Origin of the sequence: Lentibacillus sp. JNUCC-1 (assembly GCF_009741735.1) — a bacterium.
Lineage (GTDB): Bacteria > Bacillota > Bacilli > Bacillales > Amphibacillaceae > Lentibacillus_B.
This window is the reverse complement of the sequence record NZ_WHOH01000003.1, coordinates 805,836-823,759: the sequence shown is the minus strand read 5'-3', so window position 1 is coordinate 823,759 and position 17,924 is coordinate 805,836. Positions and strand designations below refer to the sequence as shown.

General features: G+C 41.4%; 21 protein-coding genes and 2 pseudogenes. 5 read left to right on the top strand and 18 right to left on the bottom strand.

Going from position 1 to position 17,924, the window contains the following annotated elements; all coding sequences use genetic code 11:
• Positions 1-133: 133 nt before the first annotated feature.
• A complete protein-coding gene (locus JNUCC1_RS18815) occupies positions 134-1,135 on the top strand; it encodes a cell division protein FtsA (RefSeq protein ID WP_231784239.1) in 1,002 nt (333 codons plus the stop codon).
• 92 nt (positions 1,136-1,227) lie between these two features.
• Positions 1,228-2,274, top strand: a complete 1,047-nt coding sequence (locus tag JNUCC1_RS18810) for a hypothetical protein (RefSeq protein WP_231784238.1) — start codon at positions 1,228-1,230, stop codon at positions 2,272-2,274.
• A 59-nt stretch (positions 2,275-2,333) separates the two neighbouring features.
• On the opposite strand, the gene JNUCC1_RS14610 is transcribed toward JNUCC1_RS18810, so the two are convergent.
• The 7 genes and pseudogenes from JNUCC1_RS14610 to JNUCC1_RS14580 form a co-directional block, all read right to left on the bottom strand.
• Positions 2,334-2,810, bottom strand: coding sequence for a YtxH domain-containing protein (locus tag JNUCC1_RS14610; RefSeq protein WP_156646132.1), 477 nt, complete (start codon positions 2,808-2,810; stop codon positions 2,334-2,336).
• Between the two features lie 29 nt (positions 2,811-2,839).
• Positions 2,840-3,241, bottom strand: coding sequence for a DUF948 domain-containing protein (locus JNUCC1_RS14605; protein ID WP_156646131.1), 402 nt, complete (start codon positions 3,239-3,241; stop codon positions 2,840-2,842).
• A 215-nt stretch (positions 3,242-3,456) separates the two neighbouring features.
• A complete protein-coding gene (murC, locus tag JNUCC1_RS14600) occupies positions 3,457-4,767 on the bottom strand; it encodes a UDP-N-acetylmuramate--L-alanine ligase (RefSeq protein WP_156646130.1) in 1,311 nt (436 codons plus the stop codon).
• 106 nt (positions 4,768-4,873) lie between these two features.
• Positions 4,874-6,001, bottom strand: coding sequence for a nicotinate phosphoribosyltransferase (locus JNUCC1_RS14595; RefSeq protein ID WP_156646129.1), 1,128 nt, complete (start codon positions 5,999-6,001; stop codon positions 4,874-4,876).
• A gap of 40 nt (positions 6,002-6,041) precedes the next feature.
• Positions 6,042-6,643 (bottom strand): annotated as a pseudogene (gene ytpR, locus JNUCC1_RS14590) (YtpR family tRNA-binding protein).
• Positions 6,644-6,655: 12 nt separating this feature from the next.
• The gene (locus JNUCC1_RS14585) at positions 6,656-7,459 is read right to left on the bottom strand and encodes a DUF1444 domain-containing protein (protein ID WP_156646128.1); all 804 of its coding nucleotides are present in this window, start codon (positions 7,457-7,459) and stop codon (positions 6,656-6,658) included.
• A 135-nt stretch (positions 7,460-7,594) separates the two neighbouring features.
• On the bottom strand, positions 7,595-8,116 hold the full coding sequence (locus JNUCC1_RS14580) for a hypothetical protein (protein ID WP_156646127.1): 522 nt from the start codon (positions 8,114-8,116) through the stop codon (positions 7,595-7,597).
• 147 nt (positions 8,117-8,263) lie between these two features.
• On the opposite strand from JNUCC1_RS14580, the gene JNUCC1_RS14575 reads away from it, so the two are divergent.
• The gene (locus JNUCC1_RS14575; RefSeq protein WP_156646126.1) at positions 8,264-8,704 is read left to right on the top strand and encodes a YtoQ family protein; all 441 of its coding nucleotides are present in this window, start codon (positions 8,264-8,266) and stop codon (positions 8,702-8,704) included.
• A 41-nt stretch (positions 8,705-8,745) separates the two neighbouring features.
• On the opposite strand, the gene JNUCC1_RS14570 is transcribed toward JNUCC1_RS14575, so the two are convergent.
• Entirely contained in the window at positions 8,746-9,246 is a 501-nt protein-coding gene (locus JNUCC1_RS14570) for a DUF84 family protein (protein WP_156646125.1), read from the bottom strand.
• Positions 9,247-9,275: 29 nt separating this feature from the next.
• Positions 9,276-10,349, bottom strand: coding sequence for a M42 family metallopeptidase (locus tag JNUCC1_RS14565; protein ID WP_156646124.1), 1,074 nt, complete (start codon positions 10,347-10,349; stop codon positions 9,276-9,278).
• A gap of 163 nt (positions 10,350-10,512) precedes the next feature.
• Here JNUCC1_RS14565 and JNUCC1_RS14560 point away from each other — a divergent pair, with 163 nt between their 5' ends.
• A complete protein-coding gene (locus tag JNUCC1_RS14560) occupies positions 10,513-10,824 on the top strand; it encodes a PepSY domain-containing protein (RefSeq protein WP_156646123.1) in 312 nt (103 codons plus the stop codon).
• 37 nt (positions 10,825-10,861) lie between these two features.
• Here the strand turns inward: JNUCC1_RS14560 and JNUCC1_RS14555 are convergent, their stop codons facing one another.
• A complete protein-coding gene (locus JNUCC1_RS14555) occupies positions 10,862-11,719 on the bottom strand; it encodes a YtnP family quorum-quenching lactonase (protein ID WP_156646122.1) in 858 nt (285 codons plus the stop codon).
• Between the two features lie 60 nt (positions 11,720-11,779).
• Complete coding sequence (trmB, locus tag JNUCC1_RS14550; RefSeq protein WP_156646121.1) at positions 11,780-12,433, bottom strand: tRNA (guanosine(46)-N7)-methyltransferase TrmB; 654 nt, start codon at positions 12,431-12,433, stop codon at positions 11,780-11,782.
• Between the two features lie 94 nt (positions 12,434-12,527).
• On the opposite strand from trmB, the gene JNUCC1_RS14545 reads away from it, so the two are divergent.
• Positions 12,528-12,815 (top strand): YtzH-like family protein, encoded by a 288-nt coding sequence (locus JNUCC1_RS14545; protein WP_156646120.1) that lies wholly within the window; start codon positions 12,528-12,530, stop codon positions 12,813-12,815.
• Here JNUCC1_RS14545 and JNUCC1_RS14540 read toward each other — a convergent pair.
• The 7 genes and pseudogenes from JNUCC1_RS14540 to JNUCC1_RS19330 all read right to left on the bottom strand — a co-directional run bounded on the left by JNUCC1_RS14540 (position 12,806) and on the right by JNUCC1_RS19330 (position 17,873).
• Complete coding sequence (locus JNUCC1_RS14540; protein ID WP_156646119.1) at positions 12,806-13,627, bottom strand: phosphotransferase family protein; 822 nt, start codon at positions 13,625-13,627, stop codon at positions 12,806-12,808. The genes JNUCC1_RS14545 and JNUCC1_RS14540 overlap by 10 nt on opposite strands.
• Before the next feature lie 39 nt (positions 13,628-13,666).
• Positions 13,667-14,299 carry a diacylglycerol/lipid kinase family protein gene (locus JNUCC1_RS14535; protein ID WP_442915507.1) on the bottom strand — a complete coding sequence of 211 codons (633 nt, stop codon included), beginning with the start codon at positions 14,297-14,299 and terminating at the stop codon, positions 13,667-13,669.
• Between the two features lie 39 nt (positions 14,300-14,338).
• A pseudogene (locus JNUCC1_RS19530) lies at positions 14,339-14,619 on the bottom strand (acylglycerol kinase family protein); the annotation flags it as partial.
• Positions 14,620-15,540, bottom strand: a complete 921-nt coding sequence (locus JNUCC1_RS14525; RefSeq protein WP_156647143.1) for an NERD domain-containing protein — start codon at positions 15,538-15,540, stop codon at positions 14,620-14,622.
• The gene (gene thpR / locus JNUCC1_RS14520) at positions 15,524-16,120 is read right to left on the bottom strand and encodes an RNA 2',3'-cyclic phosphodiesterase (RefSeq protein ID WP_197431760.1); all 597 of its coding nucleotides are present in this window, start codon (positions 16,118-16,120) and stop codon (positions 15,524-15,526) included. The genes JNUCC1_RS14525 and thpR overlap by 17 nt, the downstream gene beginning before the upstream one ends.
• 16 nt (positions 16,121-16,136) lie before the next feature.
• Positions 16,137-16,871: a pseudouridine synthase gene (locus tag JNUCC1_RS14515; protein ID WP_156646115.1), complete on the bottom strand. Its 735-nt coding sequence runs from the start codon at positions 16,869-16,871 to the stop codon at positions 16,137-16,139.
• A 12-nt stretch (positions 16,872-16,883) separates the two neighbouring features.
• Positions 16,884-17,873 carry a lipid II flippase MurJ gene (locus tag JNUCC1_RS19330; RefSeq protein ID WP_331713800.1) on the bottom strand — a complete coding sequence of 330 codons (990 nt, stop codon included), beginning with the start codon at positions 17,871-17,873 and terminating at the stop codon, positions 16,884-16,886.
• Positions 17,874-17,924: the final 51 nt, after the last annotated feature.

Below are 17,924 nucleotides of genomic sequence, written 5' to 3'. Positions count from 1 at the left end.
AACCAAGTTACAAGGTTCACAATATAAAGTTCAAGCTTCTGAACCAATTATAGCTAATATTAAAGTCCTTGTCATCAATAACCTAGATTTATTGGCTGTTTTTGACAAATCTTGACGAAGGGAATTCTCACAGATGGCAGAACGCATTTTTGCACTTGATATTGGAACCCGCTCAGTCACCGGTCTCCTGCTTGAAAAAAGTAATGATACATATACTGTGCTGGATTATTGCACGATAGAACATCATACCCGTTCCATGTTAGATGGTCAGATTCATCATGTCATGGAGGTTGCTGCTGTAATGAAAGAGGTTAAAGAAAACCTTGATAAAAAACATGGGCCCTTGCCACGGGTCTCAGCAGCTGCAGCAGGGCGCTCTCTTATAACACAGCGCGCATCCGCAGCCTTTGAACTGAATGAAGATGTCATTTCAAATTCTGATACCATCAGACATTTAGAATTGAGTGCTGTCCATAAAGCCCAAAATCAGCTTACTGAGAACCAAAAGGGAAAAAGGGGCTTCAGCCAACAGTATTACTGTGTGGGATATTCTGTTTTAACATATAAATTAGATGAAGAGCCGATTGGTTCTTTAATCGACCAACGGGGGTACCTTGCATCTGTTGAAATTATTGCTACATTTCTACCTCGAGTGGTGGTGGAATCCTTGTTTGCAGCCCTCGAGCGAAGTAATCTGGAGCTGGAGAACCTGACCCTTGAACCGATTGCAGCCATCAATGTTCTAATTCCTGTTTCCATGCGCAGACTTAATGTGGTCCTAGTAGATATTGGAGCTGGAACAAGTGATATCGCCATTACCGATTCGGGAGCTATTACTGCCTATGGAATGGTACCGATTGCCGGAGATGAAATAACCGAAGCCATCAGTGATGAATTCCTATTGGATTTCCCTATTGCTGAAAAGACCAAACGCATGATTGCTAATGAAGGTGAAGCGACCGTAACAGATATTCTTGGATTTGAAACCACTGTTACAAAAGCCATGCTCGTTGAACGTATTCAACCGAGCATCAATAAGCTTGCTGATGCTATTTCCGGGGAAATAATCAATTTGAACGGAAAGTTGCCCAAAGCAGTTATGCTTGTAGGGGCGGCAGTCTCACTCCTCACATAGCTCAAAATCTAGCAGACAAACTCAAGCTTCCATCTAATCGAGTTGCTGTCAGAGGACTTGATGCCATTCAAAATCTAACAATAGAACCAGCAATGCCATCCGGACCTGACTTGGTGACACCAATTGGTATCGGCATATCTGCCAAGTCGAATCCAATCCATTATGTATCTGTCACAGTTAATGGGGAACAAATCCGTTTGTTTGAAATGGCATCGCTATCAGTTGGGGACTGCCTAGTACATGCAGGTCTAGATATACAGGCTTTTTACGGGAGACCCGGATTGGCCAAAATCGTTATATTGAATGGGAAAGAAATCACACTTCCAGGTGAATTCGGCGAACAGCCAACCCTTTACCTTAACAGTAAGATTGCTACAGTCGACACTTCAGTGACTCATGGCGACCATATAATCATTGAAAGAGGCAATAACGGAGCGTCTTCAGTTGTGACAATTGATGATTTAATCGAAGAAGCTCCTATGTCTACAATCATTTACAATAACGAGCGCTATCACATCAAACCGATTTATTATGTCAATGGGAATAGAGTAACTGAGGATTACCTTATCCAAGACAAGGATAAAATAGACATGCACTTCATCGACACAATCAGAACGTTTCTTATTGAATGTACAACAGAGAAACTCGGCGAAACCCAACATGATTTTATTTATGTGAATCAGGAGCCTTATCTCATGCACGCAGGAAGCACCCAGGTTTTGCTAAATGGGAAGGTCACAGACATAAATGCCCCACTTCAGCCTGGTGATTCGCTTAAGCTGAATAGAACTGCAACACCAACACTGGAAAAAGTGCTTACGGATTTGGGTTATCCAATCAAAGAAGAAATTACGGTTGAATTTAACCAGGAAACACTCAATTTAAGCAAAGCACATATTAAAGCTATGCGAAATGATCGTAGTCTGGAGATGACTAGTTCGTTACATCCCGGAGATGAGATTGAGGTGACTGAAAAACAGTCAGAGGGATTTATCTTTCAAGATGTTTTTAACTATGTCGAACTCGATCTCACAAATAAACAGGGACATTTCATCTTATACAAAAACGATGCCCCTGCTGGTTTCACTGACCCAATTGATCATGGGGACCAATTAGCTATTGTTTGGAAACAGCTTTGAACAATATGAAAAGCTGAACGCGTCTGTTCGAAAACACGTTCAGCTTTTTTAAAATTATTTTATTGGTTCTTTTTTTCGGCCTCTTTGGCGGTTTCTTCAATGTTTGAAGCTGTTTCTTCCACAGCTGCAAGCGCTTCGTCTTCTTTTTCCCGCTTTTCGGCCATCTTTTCCTGAACTTTTCCAGTTACTTCTTTTGTCTTTTGAGACAAGTTTTGTGATACCTGAGAAGTAGTTTCGGTTGCTTTATTTTTGAGATCAGTTCCCTTTTCATATGCTCTATCTTTAAGCTCTGTACCTTTTACATAGGCCTTATCTTTCCATTCAGAGCCTTTTTCATATGCAACATCTTTCCATTCATCCGCCCGATCTCTTAATTGTGATGCACCATCGTTAATGTCCTGGCGAAGTTCACGTCCCGATTTTGGGGCAAGCAATAAAGCTGCTGCGGCTCCGACAGCTCCACCGATTAATGTACCGATCATAAAATCCTTTGTGTTGATGTTGCTGTTGTTATTGCTGTTGTTATTATCTTCCATGTAATTCCCTCCTGTATAATTTAGACTTACTATTTCCTGTTTTTAAACATGTCTACTGCTGCCGTTCCCCATTTAAGTGCTTGTGAAACCTTTTCTTGATTTTTAGTTGCAGTTGTTGAAAGATTTGAAGACAATTCACTTAAGGTTTGATTAAATTCCCTGACAGAATCCCCAATTCCTTTGACGCCGTCAAAAAGCGTGTTGAGTTTTTCAGTTTTAACAGTTATGTCATCAGCGAGCCGATTTGTCTTAACAAGGAGCTCAGTCGTTTCCGATGTGATTCCTTGCATTTGCTTTTCCAACCCTTCCATGGTGTCTGCAACATTATTCAGTGTCCGCTGGGTCGCTTTAAGTGTCATCACAAGGTACACGACCAGCACAACGAATGCAACTGCTGCAATTAAGGCAGAAATATACAATAAGTTCTCCATGCGCTTCAACATCTCCTTACTTCAATGATTGTCTGGTGTAAAGGAATTGTCTTATTCGAACAAACATGCCTACTAACATATTTACCCGTATGACACGTGGTGAAACGTGTTTCATGGGGTTAGTTTGTCCTTTTTATATAACCCAATAACATCACTATATACTAAGGCTTGTTAAATTTCGATTAAAATGATGTGTCTGAAAACAGATGCTTCCACTATAAAGCTGTCCGGTCTTCCGTGGAATCAATATAAGCAGCCTCAAACTTTTGAATATCTCCCGCTCCCATAAATACGAGAACTGCATTAGATTGTTCCTGGAGCACGCTGACATCTTCCAGATTCAGGAGTGTGCTTTCAGGTATCAGCTCTTGCAGATCACGAATGGACAGCTCACCGATGTCTTCTCGGGCAGAACTGAATATATCACAGAGGTATACGTCATCAGCTTCATCCAAGCTCTCAGCAAAGTCCTGCAAAAACGTTTTTGTTCGCGTAAAGGTATGTGGTTGAAATATAGCTACTACAGGCTTTTCCGGATATTTTTTTCTGGCGGATTCTATGGTCGCAGAAATTTCTTTAGGATGGTGGGCGTAGTCATCAATTAAAATTTGATCTCGAAATCGCTTCTCACTGAACCGCCGTTTAACGCCTTTAAAAGTGCTGAGTTTTTTTATGTCAGATGATTTCATGCCTTCATAGTGACAGATTGCAATCACTGCGAGTGCATTTAAAACATGGTGGTCACCATACATTGGGATCATGAACTGATCATAGAATTCATTGCGCACAAATACATCAAAGACAGTGCCTTCTGAGGATGCATGGATATTTTTCGCCTGGAAGTCATTCGTATCTGCAAACCCATAATACATGACAGGAACTTTTGTTTTAAGCCGCTGCAGGTTTTCATCGTCTCCACAAGCGACAATGCCTTTTTTCACCAGGTCTGCCATGGACTGGAAAGCATCAAATACATCTTCAATATCTTTGAAATAATCAGGGTGGTCAAAATCTATGTTGGTCATGACCGCATAATCAGGCTCATAGGCAAGGAAATGGCGTCGGTATTCGCAAGCTTCAAATACAAAGTACTTACTGTCGACATGTCCTTTTCCCGTCCCGTCTCCAATAAGACTGGAAATCGGATATGTTTCACCCAGGACATGTGAAAGAAGTCCGGTTGTCGAGGTTTTTCCATGTGCTCCTGTAACCGCTATGCTTGTAAACTGTTTGAGCCACTCGCCAAGAAATTCATGATACCAATAAAATTTCAAACCAAGTCGTTTGGCTTCCTTTACCTCAGGGTGTGACTCGTTAAAAGCGTTTCCGGCGATTACAGTCATGCCTTCTTTTATATTTTCTTTATCAAAAGATAAAATCGGGATTTGTTTTTCTTCTAAAAGTGTTTGCGTAAAAAAGTGCTTGTTAATATCAGATCCCTGCACAAGCTCCCCTGAGTCATGCAGGATATGGGCCAGTGCACTCATACCTGTGCCTTTTATACCAATAAAATGGTAAGTAGTCATAAAAAAGTACCTCCAGATCAATGCGGGAATACATTTTCTGTTTTTTTCAGGTCCCGCAAATGAATATGATCATTATTATAGCAAAAACCACCTATAAATAAAATGATCAAGTATAATCAACAGTTTGTTCACTGTATTGAACAACTTCTAATCGCGGATTTGGTCTGTACCGACGACCTTTTTTAGCTTCAGGTATGCCATTTAACAGTACATTGTCTCCTGTAAAGCCTATATTGATTTTCAGAAGACTTCCTCCCGCTCCATACATATCAACTGGAACCCCACGCTGTTCAAAGTAGCGGATCCTTTCTTCATTAAAACCGCCGCTTACAACTATTTTCACGTGTTCAAATCCTTCATCATCCAACGCTTTTCTTAGCGCAAATATCAATTCAGGATTAACACCTCTTGGGTCAAATGTACCCATCAAATGATGGTTCCGCAAAAAATATTTATCAACGAGTGTTCTCGACGTATCCACCCGGACCCCTCGAAGACTATTTCCACAAGCCCTGGCAACCTTCAGTGAATCCGTAATAACATCGTTGTTATAATCAACAAGTGTTACCAACTCATCTTCGGGGTACATTTCGAGGTAGGCTTGAGAGGCAGCAACAACATCTCCCCGAAACATCTGGATCATAGCATGTGGCATTGTGCCCATCCCTTGTTTGCCCCACCATTCATTCATGGCGTGTGTCGCCTGGGCAGTGGATCCGCCGATAAATGCTGCATAGCCGTCCCCCGCTTGCTGGGTATAGTGATCATCGCGGTCTCCCATAAAAATAATTGGCTTCTGCTGCCCTGATGTTCGGGCTGCTTTCACGACATTATATACATTTGTGGCTACCGATGTTCTTCTTGCAAGTATTCCGTCTATAATGCCTTCCAAAAAACCAAATTGCTGATAGGCGCCGGATATCGTTAGAACAGATTCGAATGGCTTAATTTTATCCCCGTCTTTAAGTGAATGGATCTCAAGTGTATGAGGTTCGTCCGCAAACGCATGGACAAGCGCAATTGCCTCATCGGTTCCACATAAAACTGCTTCATGGGTTTTTTGAAAAAATTGCATTGTAATATAGTTGTCAGGAAGTTTTTTCTCTGCCATTTCTTTCGTTTTCAAGAAGTATACAGCCGAAAACCAGCCTTCCTTAATGCGTTCATCAAATTTGAACGTTCGATTCGTCAATCGCTCAATTTCACCGCTTAGTTTTTGCTCAATCTCTTTCATGCGGACGACTCCTTAATTTTTGTGATCCAATTTTACAGTTTCAAATGTTAAAAGGTGACCCAGTTTGATAAGATTCGTCAAGGACAAGAATGCCTTTTTCCTGAGGAGAATTAGGCAAATCAAGTTCTTTTGCAGAACAAATCATCCCTGAGGAAGGGACGCCTCTTAATTCAGCGGCCTTAATCTTCATGCCGCTTGGCATAACCGCTCCTGGTTTAGCAACGACAACCTTTTGCCCTGCTTCAACATTTGGTGCTCCACAAACTATTTGTAAAGTTTCGCTTCCAACATCCACTTGACAAACACTTAATTTGTCAGCATTTTCATGTGGGTCTTTACTCTGAACATATCCGACTGCAAATTTTGAGGTTAAGTCGATATCCAAAGCATCTTGTAAGCCGTTCTGCTGAAACAATTCTTTAATCTTCTGTAGAAATGCTTCTGTAAGCAAAACCCCCCTGTTGTCTCCAGATGAAAATGTTTTGAAGCGTTGAAAATATTGTAGCCCAGAACCGTGCCTTTATGGTTTGAAATCCGTGTGATATCGCCGATCGTTTCATGAACGACATCATATCGGTCTCCTTCTTCGATTGGGATAATTAATACATTTCCAATACCTTCAGGATTATAATAAACTTTCATTCTGATCATCCTCTATTTTTTTGGTTTGTTTTTAGCAAGTATAAAAATCGGTTCCAGTTTGCTGTCGTCATAAATAAAGGGTAATGACGTAATTGGGACACGACCCTCAGCAAAAAACTTCATTGTCATCTGACCCAGTATATCATATCCGGTGTTATTCTGAATATCAGCGATAATCAGCACATCCTGATGCGGTACAGCAACTGCCATTTCGCCTATTGTATTGGCTTTCATCTCTTCAAGGAAAGCATCATTCAATATTCTGCTCGCATCATACCCGTCTTGAGTTGCCACGAAATAAAAGTCGTTATCAGCGACACGATCGTGCTTGGGGCTCACCTTAAGTGATCGCACATTGAAGCGCGCCATTTGCTCGAGCCGCTCGAGTGACCAACCTTCCTTCTCAAGCATGTCTTCATCAATAAGACGGTATGACTTCCCAAGATCCACAGCGAAAAAAACACGTGTTTCTGCAGTATGCTCGCGGGTTGCAAGCTTCACTCCTGCGTTGGTTGTATCCGGAAATGAAGTAGCTCGAACCACAGGATAGATTTGTTTTTCCATCCCTGTCAGCTCATGCTCTTCATTCATAATTTTAAGAGCTTCTTGGATATGGTCGACAAGTTCGTCTATTGCCTCGTCTCCTTTTGAATTGTACTTGGCAATAACATTCGGCAAAGTAATGGTGATTCCCTCATTAGTGTCTTGCCATTCAATCCTGTACGTATCCTTATCCCTATTAAAGGATGAACGATAATCATCACTCAACAACCGCTCATCCAATATTTTTTTAAGCTTAATACTCGTCATTGTCATAATATAGGACCTCCTTTTGGCCTCGTTAGCAGTTCGCGGGAATTGCGCTGTGCAAAAATGCTCTTTCATCATAATAGCACGTTCCGGTCTTGTTTCAACTGTGTTGTTTGAGATCATTGTGATATTATGTTTTTGTCAATTTGCCGGTTCTTCTTCAACAATACTGCGTGCCATTTTCATGAGTTCGGCGGCTTGGTCATCCAATGCTTGTAGATCGGTAATTGTTGTGATTTTGGCGCCGCCTATTCCAACTTGTATTTCAAATTGTTCTTCATCATCTGGCAGAATGCGAATATAACCGAAACGATCTTTGGCCTCAAATGATTGGTAAAGCAACGATCCAGGGTTTTGTGCTGCATCATAGTTTAAAGTGCTTTTTTTATTTTCAAGACTGTTATAAAACACAATATATGTATGTTCATCATCTTCTAAAACGACATTATGAGCATCAGCGTCCATCACCTCAAGCTCTGCAGGTACAAAGAAACTGAAAGTCTCGCCTTGATAGTTCGGATTTGGCCCCTGGCCCGCTTGAAATGCCTGTTGTGCATTTTCTTCTGCCTCTGTCAGGATCTCCTTTTCGGTTTTCGCACATCCTCCTAACACCAACATGCATACGAGCATACTCGAAGCAATTAAGACTGTTGACCGCTTCAAACCCCTCATCCTCTCAATATCGATCATTATACCCTCTTTTACCATACTATCATTTTTTATTTGATTTGACATGACGAAAGCGCAATATTTGGCTTCAGAAGCCTCATCCAGTAGAATGAAAGTATAATGAACAGATGGAGGGATTTCATGGAATTAACCGTTTACTTAGCTGGTCAGATTCATGATGACTGGCGCGAAGACTTAAAAAGCAAAGCAAAAGAAAAAGACCTGCCTCTCACGTTCGTAGGACCACAAACCAACCATGACAGATCCGATGATATTGGCGAGGACATTATTGGAAAGCAGCCAGGTAAGGTCTTCCGTGATGATGCGGCCTCAAGTGTCAATAATTTCCGTACCGAAGTGCTTATGCAAAAATCCGATGCTGTCATTGCACTTTTTGGCGAACAATACAAGCAATGGAATACTGCAATGGACGCCAGTGCTGCGATCACACTTGGCAAGCCTACTATTATAGTCAGACCAGAGTCACTAATCCATCCATTAAAAGAACTATCCAACAAAGCAAATGTGACTGTAGAAACGATAGATCAGGCACTCGATGTCTTGGCTTATATTTATGAATAAGTAAAACACAGCGGCAAAATCAAGCCGCTGTGTTTTATTTATTATTCATAAAAAGTCAATTGCCCTTTTAATAACGTCACAACATGTATAAACATATCACTTCGGGACACTTGACCATTTGTAAAGATCCCAATAGCCCCCTCGTGCTGACGGATATTCGACTTATTTGCATAATCATCCATCAGATCACCTAGTTCAACTTTTCCCTCAAGCAGGATGTTAAACGATTCAGGCAATCTGATTCGGGCACCCGATGCTGTATATAATTGACCAGATGGCGTCTTCAGAGCACCCCAATTGCACAGATATAATTTGCCGCATATCTGCATCACCCCGCCCTCAAGACCAATGCCATACACATTGGCCTCTTTCTCGGTGCATTGGGTCGCTCGGTTAACGGCCCCTTGGAGGGTTTCTTCATCTGAAACAGGCTGAGCTGATACATTTGAAGGAACAGAAACGCCGTCGATCTTCACGTCTGAAAATACGGTTTGTATTGCTGTGAGTTTGGCTAAATTCTGTGTGCCTGCTATGATTTTCATTTACCTGTCCTCCACATATTGAAACTTAATTATCCATTACTGCGTATCGTATCAACTGTTTGTTGATCTGTTGCTTTAACAAGTTTTACTAGGAGCTCTTTAGCAGCAGCATAATCATCCACATGAATCATTGATGCAGCTGTATGAATGTATCGTGAACATAAACCGATTACAGCAGATGGTACACCGTCACCTGAAGTATGTACGCGTCCTGCATCTGTACCACCTTGAGATATGAAATACTGGTAAGGTATATCATGGGTCTCAGCAGTATCTAGAACAAATTCCCGCATACCCCGATGTGTGATCATTGTACGGTCAAATATACGAAGCAGTGCACCTTTACCAAGTTGACCAAACGCATTCTCATCTCCAGACATATCATTCGCCGGTGATGCATCGAGTGCATAGAAGATATCAGGTTCAATCATGTTTGCCGCCACTTGTGCACCACGCAAACCAACTTCTTCTTGAACCGTTGCACCTGAATATAATCTGTTCGGCAATGTTTCATTCTGGACTTCTTTCAACAATTCAATTGAAAGACCACATCCATATCTGTTGTCCCAAGCTTTGCCCATAATTTTTTTGTCGTTGGCCATTGGTGTAAATGGACAAACTGGCACGGCTGCCTGTCCAGGCTTAATCCCGATTCTTTCTGCATCTTCGAGGTCATCTGCTCCGATGTCAATAAGCATATTGCTGACTTCCATCGGCTTTTTGCGTTGTTCAGGAGTAAGGTTATGCGGGGGAATAGAGCCGATCACACCCATCACCAGACCTTGGTCTGTCATAATTTGCACCCTCTGCGCCAACATAACCTGATTCCACCAGCCGCCGAGCGTTTGAAATCTGAGCATACCATTTTTGGTGATTTGCGTAATCATAAAGCCAACTTCATCCATGTGGCCAGCCACCATAACTTTAGGGCCTTTTCCCTCTCCGTTCTTAACCCCGAACACACCACCAAGATTATCCTGGATTGTTTCATCAGCATAACGGGCAAGCTCCTGCTTCATAAACGCCCGTACTTGATGTTCATGACCTGGTGCTCCTTGAAGTTCTGTCAATGTTTTGAATAACGATAACGTTTCCTGATTCATGACTGTTCCCCCATTTCTAGATTTCTTTACTAGTATAACGGAATAGCTTCAGGTTTTTCCACTGTTTGCCGTCTTAGCCTTATCGTTTTCCATTTTCATTTCATTTGGTATACTAAGAGGAAGGTCAATCATTATATCTGAAAAGGGTTTAGAGGTGAAAACAATGAGTAAAAAGAAAATTATTTTAGCAGCAGGCCTCGGTGTGGCCGCTGGTTATGCAGCCAGACAAATCCAAAATGACTACCAGACTGTCACACCAGAAAAAGCACTTAACAACGCAAAAGAAGCATTTAAGCGCACAGGTCCGATTAGCGGCTCATGGATTTACATGAAACCTGAAGAAGTTGAAAAAAACGGACTGTTGTACACAGCCTATCGTGGCGGTGTGACCCGTAACATCGACGGCGAGAACAAACAGTTTGAATTTCATGTTGACCAAGATACCGGAGCAGTCATAAACGCCTCACAGGCATAGAAAAAAGCAGTGCCAGAAGAACTGGCACTGCTTTTTTCTATGATTCATACGAATACCTTTTACGTTCGACTACATCTATTCTGTCTCCGTTTGTATCAACCTTCACAGCCCTGTAATAGGCATCATGATAAAAAGTATACCATGCCTGTTTTTCATAGCCAAGTGCCATCCACTTTTCTTTTTCGTGAACAGATGTAACCGGATAATCATCATAAGCTAAAGCCCATAATTTATTTTGATGAGCCTGTGTAGGCATTATGTCAGCCATATGAATAAAACAATCATCCCCGTCTTCAAATATGATAATTCCGTGTCCATCACTGTGGCCCCCTGTGTGAATCATTTTCAACCCAGGCACAACTTCAAATTCTCGTTCATACGTCTCCACATATTCAGCTATAGGCTTCCAGTTCATTTCCCAATATGTATTTACAGAACGGATATTTGGATTTTTCATCTCGTGCCATTCGGTACTGGATGCATAGATCGGAGTGCCGGGAAATACAGGTTCATATCCGTTTTCAGTAGGTTTAGTCAGTCCACACGCATGGTCAAAATGCAAATGCGTCATTAAAATAGCATCAATATCTTTTACAGAAAGCCCCAACTCTCCTAAAGAGGATTCAAGATATGATTCTTCTTTAACACCGAAATTGCGTATTTGTTTCGCTGTTAGTTTGCCATTTCCCATCCCAGAGTCAATTAAAAAGTTTTGTCCATCCACCTGAAGTAATATCGGGTCTGTACGGAGTTCGATTTGATTCTTATCGTTAACAGGATATTTTTTTGACCAAAGCGCTTTTGGTACGACTCCAAACATGGCGCCTCCATCGAGAAAATTCACACCGCCGCTTAACCAAGTCAATTTCGCCCTGCCAATTTGCAATGTTTCCATATAACCCCTCCTTGTATAATACAAGTTTAGCTGGCTTCAAGCTATCCAGCAACCAAAACACTAACCTTTACTAATATTGTTAAAATGTGCACGACAGCGGTAAATCGGCTGACCTTTTGCTGAGAATTTCTCTTCGTATTCTGTCATGATATTCCATTCATCTTCAGCTTTATGCAAATCAACATTTACTTCTTCAAGCACAAGCCCAAACTGTGAAAAGCTGACAAGCGAGTACTCGAAAAAGGGTCCATTATCTGTTTTTAGAATGATTTCACCATTCGGAACCAGACACTGCTCGTACCGCTGGAGAAATGCTTGAAATGTCAACCTGCGTTTTTCATGACGGTTTTTTGGCCAAGGATCGGAAAAGTTTAAATAAATGGTATCAATCTCTGATTCCCCGAACAACTCAGTTAATTTCTCAGCATTTTCATTGAGCAAAACCACATTTTTCTGATCAGCCTCAATCACTTTTTCTGCAGCGTTAACGATAACGCTCTTCGCTAATTCAATGCCAATAAAGTTAATATCCGGATGTTGCTTAGCCATGCCACTAATGAATTGACCCTTTCCAGTGCCGATTTCCAAATGTATTGGGCGATTATTCCCAAAATGAGATGCCCACTTTCCTTTATGCTCTATGGCATTGGGTAAAACAATCGTGTCATGTTCCTTTAAAAAATCGTCTGCCCAGGGTTTATGGCGTTGCCGCATTTCTATCCCTCTTTCAATTTATGTTATAACAAAATTCACCTCATATTACATAGTTCAGCCCCAATCGGTGAATACTGTCAACGAGGTGAGATTGATGTCTTTATCTTATTCAGATCAACTTATATTATTAAATGATCTGCTCAGTGAGCAGCATGAATCGGTCGAAGGTGAAGTCTCAGAATACCAGCAAATTAAACGACTGGTTAAATCAATGATTGCCAATGAACAGCTGACTGACGCACAGCTCAACAAACTACTCCCTGAAATATACCATTACAGTGTTGAAGGGGCTTCTGTGCAAAACGTCAGTGAGCACATCACTACCAACCAGACGAACTTACAAAACTGGATTTCTGCTATTAACAACACCGGTTATTCATAACACTTGGACTTATATGTTCTGAGCAGCTCTTTAAGCGTGTCCAAACGCTCCTCAACTTTGTGAGGTTCATTTCTGATTGTATGCCAGTTCATATAATGCAGGGCATCAGCCAATAAATACCAGTACATGCGCTTCATCAATTGTGTGTCTTGTTGCATGCCATATTGCTGCAGCCATTCGCCCCAGTACTGGACTGGAACATACCATTTTAATACAAGCCCGATATCCATAGCCGGATCGGCGATCATCGCATTATCCCAGTCAATCAGATATAATTCACCGGTTTGAGTGAGCAACAGATTATTATGATTCAAGTCACAATGGCACACCACTGGCTCTTGGCCACGGGTAGCAGGCAACAATTCATCCAGTACACGAATGGCGTGTGTGACCTCATCGTAATTCTTAAGCAGTCCATTTTCCTGAGACCATCCTACAATGCGCTGATACGTCTCATCAGAGGTGACTGCTGTTTTTCCCATGCGCAAGAGCATATGAAGCAATTCAGAGGATTGATGAATTTGATTTAATAGATTGGCTACGTGTGGATGCTGCATTTCTTCAGCTTTGAGTTCTCTAGCTTCAAGCCATTCTTGCGCAGTTAATACATCTCCATTTTCCAAGCGCTTTGTCCACATAAGTTTAGGTACAATGCCTTCCGCTGATAACACAGCAAGAAAAGGTGATGAATTTCGTTTCAGAAAGATACGCTGATTATGCCGCTCTGCGATATACGCATCCCCCGTTAACCCACCTGCAGGCGTAATATTCCATTCTTTTCCGATTGCTTTATTAAGCCAGTTCACGTGCATTCCCCAAATCTATTAAAAAATAAGCAGCATGGACTAAGATTACCGAAAATAACTGCTCTTTTCAAGCATATGCCCATCAAAGTCCCCCACTATATGTGTGGCGTCGCTGTTTTTTTCCACCACGCCATACATACATGAATCTGTCTGTCCATCAACCTGATATTGAACTTTAGATTCTGAATGAAATTCTACTTTTGAAGCCATATGGCAATCCACTTCCTTAAAGGATAAATGTTTGCCAGTAAATACCGTCACAAATAAAGCCAGAATTTTCCACTTCGAAATACCATGTATCACAAGTACAGGGAATATTTCAGGCTCGATCTTGGCATGTGGAATAATTTTCATTCCCCCGCCATAATAAGGATGGTTCGCAACGGTAACCATCCAGCAAGATTGAATGTCCTGCCGTCGTCCGTCCAATGTCAGAGTCGCATTGAAAGGCTTAAAGTGAAATAAAATATGTATAAGTGCAAAAACATAACGAAATGAGTCCAATCTAAAAAATCTCAACCAATTTTTATGCTTGGATGTATTGGCATACTTGGCAATTTCAGCATCGAAACCGAATCCTATGCTGTTTACAAATTGACGTGAACCGGTCTCTTCGGCAGCGTATGTACCACACCAATATGGTATGGTAACACCATATTGAATAATATGTTCAAACATCCTTTTCTCGTTTCCTTTAATTTGAACGCCTCTTGCAAAATCATTGCCGGAACCGCCTGGTATAAAAGCGACAGAAATGTTATTGTTACCTACCCCGTTAATGACCTCGTGAAGCGTACCGTCTCCCCCACAACAATGATGCATTTTACCGAGGGCGTTTGTTTTGAGATCCTATATGCAATTGTTTCTGCATGACCTGTGTTCTCAGTAAAGAAGCATTGACAGTCATATTTGTTGTATAAGGGACTCTTTTTGATTTTCTTAAATACGCGCTTGGCTCGTCCAAAGCCAGCCTTTGGATTCACAATTAGTGCATACATTTAATGTTCCTCGTATTTCATGGAAAATTCTGTTCCATCTTTTTCCCATTCAGGACGTTTTACAGCAGATGTCAGGCAATGCTTGAGCAGCACACCAGTCGCTTTCAATTGAACATTTTTTAATGGTGAATTGTGTGTCCTTTTCTCCTGTAACCAATCATTGTGCGAATGTGCATCCACAACTCGTGTCTGGTATAACTGATGTGAGGTTAAAATAGTCGCATCGTGTGTTAACACAGTACGTTTAACTGTCATCTGAATATCGCTTTCGGCTAAAAGGCGCTTAACAATCGATTCTGAGCGTTTCAAAGCAATTTCCGGGTTTAGCATCGTCCGTTCCTGCCCGTTATGTTCTACTGTCCATGTTCTTCCTTCTTGTGCACGAATGACATCACCTGATTGTCCTTTTATAAAGTGGATAATCTCAATCTCAAGTGGGCTGACTAAAATGATATCTCCTTCCATTGGCGCTTGCTTGATATGAAATATTGGATAATACATCAGCAGATACGTATCCGGAAAACGCTGCAAAAAATAAGTAAGTACCTGATCATCATAAATGACAGGATCGACAAACGAAACATCTGTCACTGTGGAAGTCGCCCACTTAAATTGAAAGGGAAGCAATTGATCGAGAAAGAGCTGTTTCAATTCTTGTTCTGTATTAGGTATGTCTTGCTCAGATTTAATTTCTTCAGCTTTCTGATCTGTGTTTTTTTTCATGAAAGGGAGCCATTTACTTAAACGGCTGGCAGAGGGGGCTGCTGAATCTGGCTCTTTCTGATTAGACGCTGCAGCATCCCAGGAATGTTTCATCTTCTTCCAATTATCTTGCTTTAATCGGATATATTGACTTGGATACCGATATACGTTCCATTCATAACGTGAAATATAATCTTTTAATTTAACGAGCTGAGCCATCATTAACGCCCCCTTTCAATTCATATGTTTTTACACACGTATATTTAGGATTGGATTGGGGTGTGATTTGGTATAAACAGATATGATCTACTGACATATGTGTATCATGCTTAAAGTGTGCTTGAAACTGCTTTAAAGTGTTTTGGCAGAGCACGGGACCGGTACTGGGGTCCCACTTTTTCCCAAGAGTAATATGAGGACGATATGGGCGGTTTTCTTTTTCAAACCCTTGAGCATGAAGCGCATCTGAAACCTTCTCCTGAAGATGCACAAGCATTGAATTCTTTTCTACACCTACCCATAAGACACGCGGATGTTCTGGTGATCCAAAGTATCCAAGAGTTCCCAGCTTTATAAAAAATGACTTCCCTAGATCCATATGTTTAAACTCACGATCAATGAGGTCCAGTTTCTCCGCTTTGACTGCACCCAGGAATTTCAGCGTAATATGGAAATCCTCTTTATGTGTCCATGTTTTATAAGAGAAATAAGGAGTCACTTCTTCTTGTATGGAAGCAACTTTTTCTCTGGCTTCTGGTGTTAGCCCGATGCCAATAAAATAATGAGAATCAGATCCCAAACTGTTCACCCTGCTTTCATGAAGATTCATGAGATGGTTTTACAATCGTTAAATCCTCTTTCAACTCATGCTCTGTCAAACGGCGATATTCACCGGGTTCGAGTGCTTCGTCCAGATGCAAATCAGCCATGCTCAACCGCTTAAGATACGCAACTTTCTTTCCAACTGCTTCGAACATTCGCTTTACCTGATGAAACTTTCCTTCAGTAATCGTCAGTTCGATATGGGAAATATCACCTCTGCTTAACACAACAAGTTTCCCGGGCTTTGTTTCATAGCCATCGTCCAATGTGACACCCTTACTAAATGCATGGGCATCCTGTTCTGTTACGCGTCCTTCAACAATGGCATAATACGTTTTGGGGACGTCATTTTTAGGTGTTGTTAATTGGTGTGCCAATTGACCATCATTCGTAATTAGAAGCAATCCCTCAGTATCTTTATCAAGTCTCCCAACCGGAAATGGTTTATACAGGTGATATTCAGGAGGCAGTAAATCAATGACTGTTCGATCCCGAAGATCATCTGTCGCACTGATCACATCTTTTGGCTTATTCATCATGAGATAAATATACTTTTCGTAAACAACCGGTTCGCCTTCCACCAGAATAAAATCCTGCTCAGGGTCTACATGAATGCTGCCATTCTTTACCCGAGTGTCATTCACCATCACCATGGATTTCTTTAAGAGTGCTTTGACGTCTTTTCTGCTGCCATAGCCTGTATTGGCCAAGAGTTTATCAAGTCGCATACAAACACCCTCCTATCGTTTGAAAATACGATCCAGCACTTTAATACGATTGCCAAGTGTCCGTTCAAGCAATGTAGATGCATAACCAAGCCATAAATAAATTCCGCCGCCAATTGCTACCCCGATGACCAGCATAATTACAGCACCGCTTCTTGAGGCTTCATAATCAACGAACATACCTACCAACCATTTTAGGATAAATATAACGACCGTCATTACTGTTGAAAAAATCAACACAAGTGCAGCACGTTTGATGAGGGGTTTGAACGGGAACCCAATAGCAGTTTTTATGCGCCAAAGATTTAACATAACCGCTGTGATTGCGGCAATTGCTGTTCCGAAAACAGCACCTTTTGCCCCAAAAGTATGAATCAAGAATACGTTGAACAGTATTTTCAATAGTAACCCTGCACCCAGGCTCACAACCGTGAAGCGTTGCTGGTTAATGCCTTGTAAAATAGATGCTGTCACTGTAAATAATGAGAAAAACAAGGCAACAGGGGCATACCATGCCAGAATATTACCGGTGATGTCAAGATTTGTCATCCCATATAACGCACCATAGGCAACATCTGATAACACCGTCAGACCAACTGCGGCCGGAATAACAAGAACAAATATGATCTGCAGAGACTGATTGATTTGCTGAAAGACCTGTTTTCGGTTGTTTTCAGTAAATGATTTCGTCAAGGCAGGTAACATTGCCAAAGATAAGCCTGTTGCAATGGTTCCAGGTATAACGACTAGTTTATGTCCGTAAAAGTTAAATGCTGAATAAGCGGTTTGCCAAACACTTTCACTTGCGCCTATGTCTGTCATTGCACGTTCAAACGTAAACATATCAACGATTTGATACAAAGACGTGGCTAAACCAACAATAATAAATGGACCTGCATAACCTAATAATTCTTTAAACAAATCTTTCGTTGGGATTGCCGCAGCCGGTTTTTGCTGTTTTGCTGCCCGTGCTTTGATCTGATCTTTGCGTTTATGCCAGTACAACCATAATATAACACAAGAGGCCAAGGCACCAACAAATGTGGCAAATGTTGC

What these genes read in the sequence shown, in the direction of transcription:
- JNUCC1_RS18815 (WP_231784239.1), top strand. Translation starts at nt 134, where the DNA reads ATGGCAGAACGCATTTTTGCACTTGATATTGGAACCCGCTCAGTCACC.
- JNUCC1_RS18810 (WP_231784238.1), top strand. Translation starts at nt 1,228, where the DNA reads ATGCCATCCGGACCTGACTTGGTGACACCAATTGGTATCGGCATATCT.
- JNUCC1_RS14610 (WP_156646132.1), bottom strand. Translation starts at nt 2,810, where the DNA reads ATGGAAGATAATAACAACAGCAATAACAACAGCAACATCAACACAAAG.
- JNUCC1_RS14605 (WP_156646131.1), bottom strand. Translation starts at nt 3,241, where the DNA reads ATGGAGAACTTATTGTATATTTCTGCCTTAATTGCAGCAGTTGCATTC.
- murC (WP_156646130.1), bottom strand. Translation starts at nt 4,767, where the DNA reads ATGACTACTTACCATTTTATTGGTATAAAAGGCACAGGTATGAGTGCA.
- JNUCC1_RS14595 (WP_156646129.1), bottom strand. Translation starts at nt 6,001, where the DNA reads ATGAAAGAGATTGAGCAAAAACTAAGCGGTGAAATTGAGCGATTGACG.
- JNUCC1_RS14585 (WP_156646128.1), bottom strand. Translation starts at nt 7,459, where the DNA reads ATGACAATGACGAGTATTAAGCTTAAAAAAATATTGGATGAGCGGTTG.
- JNUCC1_RS14575 (WP_156646126.1), top strand. Translation starts at nt 8,264, where the DNA reads ATGGAATTAACCGTTTACTTAGCTGGTCAGATTCATGATGACTGGCGC.
- JNUCC1_RS14570 (WP_156646125.1), bottom strand. Translation starts at nt 9,246, where the DNA reads ATGAAAATCATAGCAGGCACACAGAATTTAGCCAAACTCACAGCAATA.
- JNUCC1_RS14565 (WP_156646124.1), bottom strand. Translation starts at nt 10,349, where the DNA reads ATGAATCAGGAAACGTTATCGTTATTCAAAACATTGACAGAACTTCAA.
- JNUCC1_RS14560 (WP_156646123.1), top strand. Translation starts at nt 10,513, where the DNA reads ATGAGTAAAAAGAAAATTATTTTAGCAGCAGGCCTCGGTGTGGCCGCT.
- JNUCC1_RS14555 (WP_156646122.1), bottom strand. Translation starts at nt 11,719, where the DNA reads ATGGAAACATTGCAAATTGGCAGGGCGAAATTGACTTGGTTAAGCGGC.
- trmB (WP_156646121.1), bottom strand. Translation starts at nt 12,433, where the DNA reads ATGCGGCAACGCCATAAACCCTGGGCAGACGATTTTTTAAAGGAACAT.
- JNUCC1_RS14545 (WP_156646120.1), top strand. Translation starts at nt 12,528, where the DNA reads ATGTCTTTATCTTATTCAGATCAACTTATATTATTAAATGATCTGCTC.
- JNUCC1_RS14540 (WP_156646119.1), bottom strand. Translation starts at nt 13,627, where the DNA reads ATGCACGTGAACTGGCTTAATAAAGCAATCGGAAAAGAATGGAATATT.
- JNUCC1_RS14535 (WP_442915507.1), bottom strand. Translation starts at nt 14,299, where the DNA reads ATGTTTGAACATATTATTCAATATGGTGTTACCATACCATATTGGTGT.
- JNUCC1_RS14525 (WP_156647143.1), bottom strand. Translation starts at nt 15,540, where the DNA reads ATGGCTCAGCTCGTTAAATTAAAAGATTATATTTCACGTTATGAATGG.
- JNUCC1_RS14515 (WP_156646115.1), bottom strand. Translation starts at nt 16,871, where the DNA reads ATGCGACTTGATAAACTCTTGGCCAATACAGGCTATGGCAGCAGAAAA.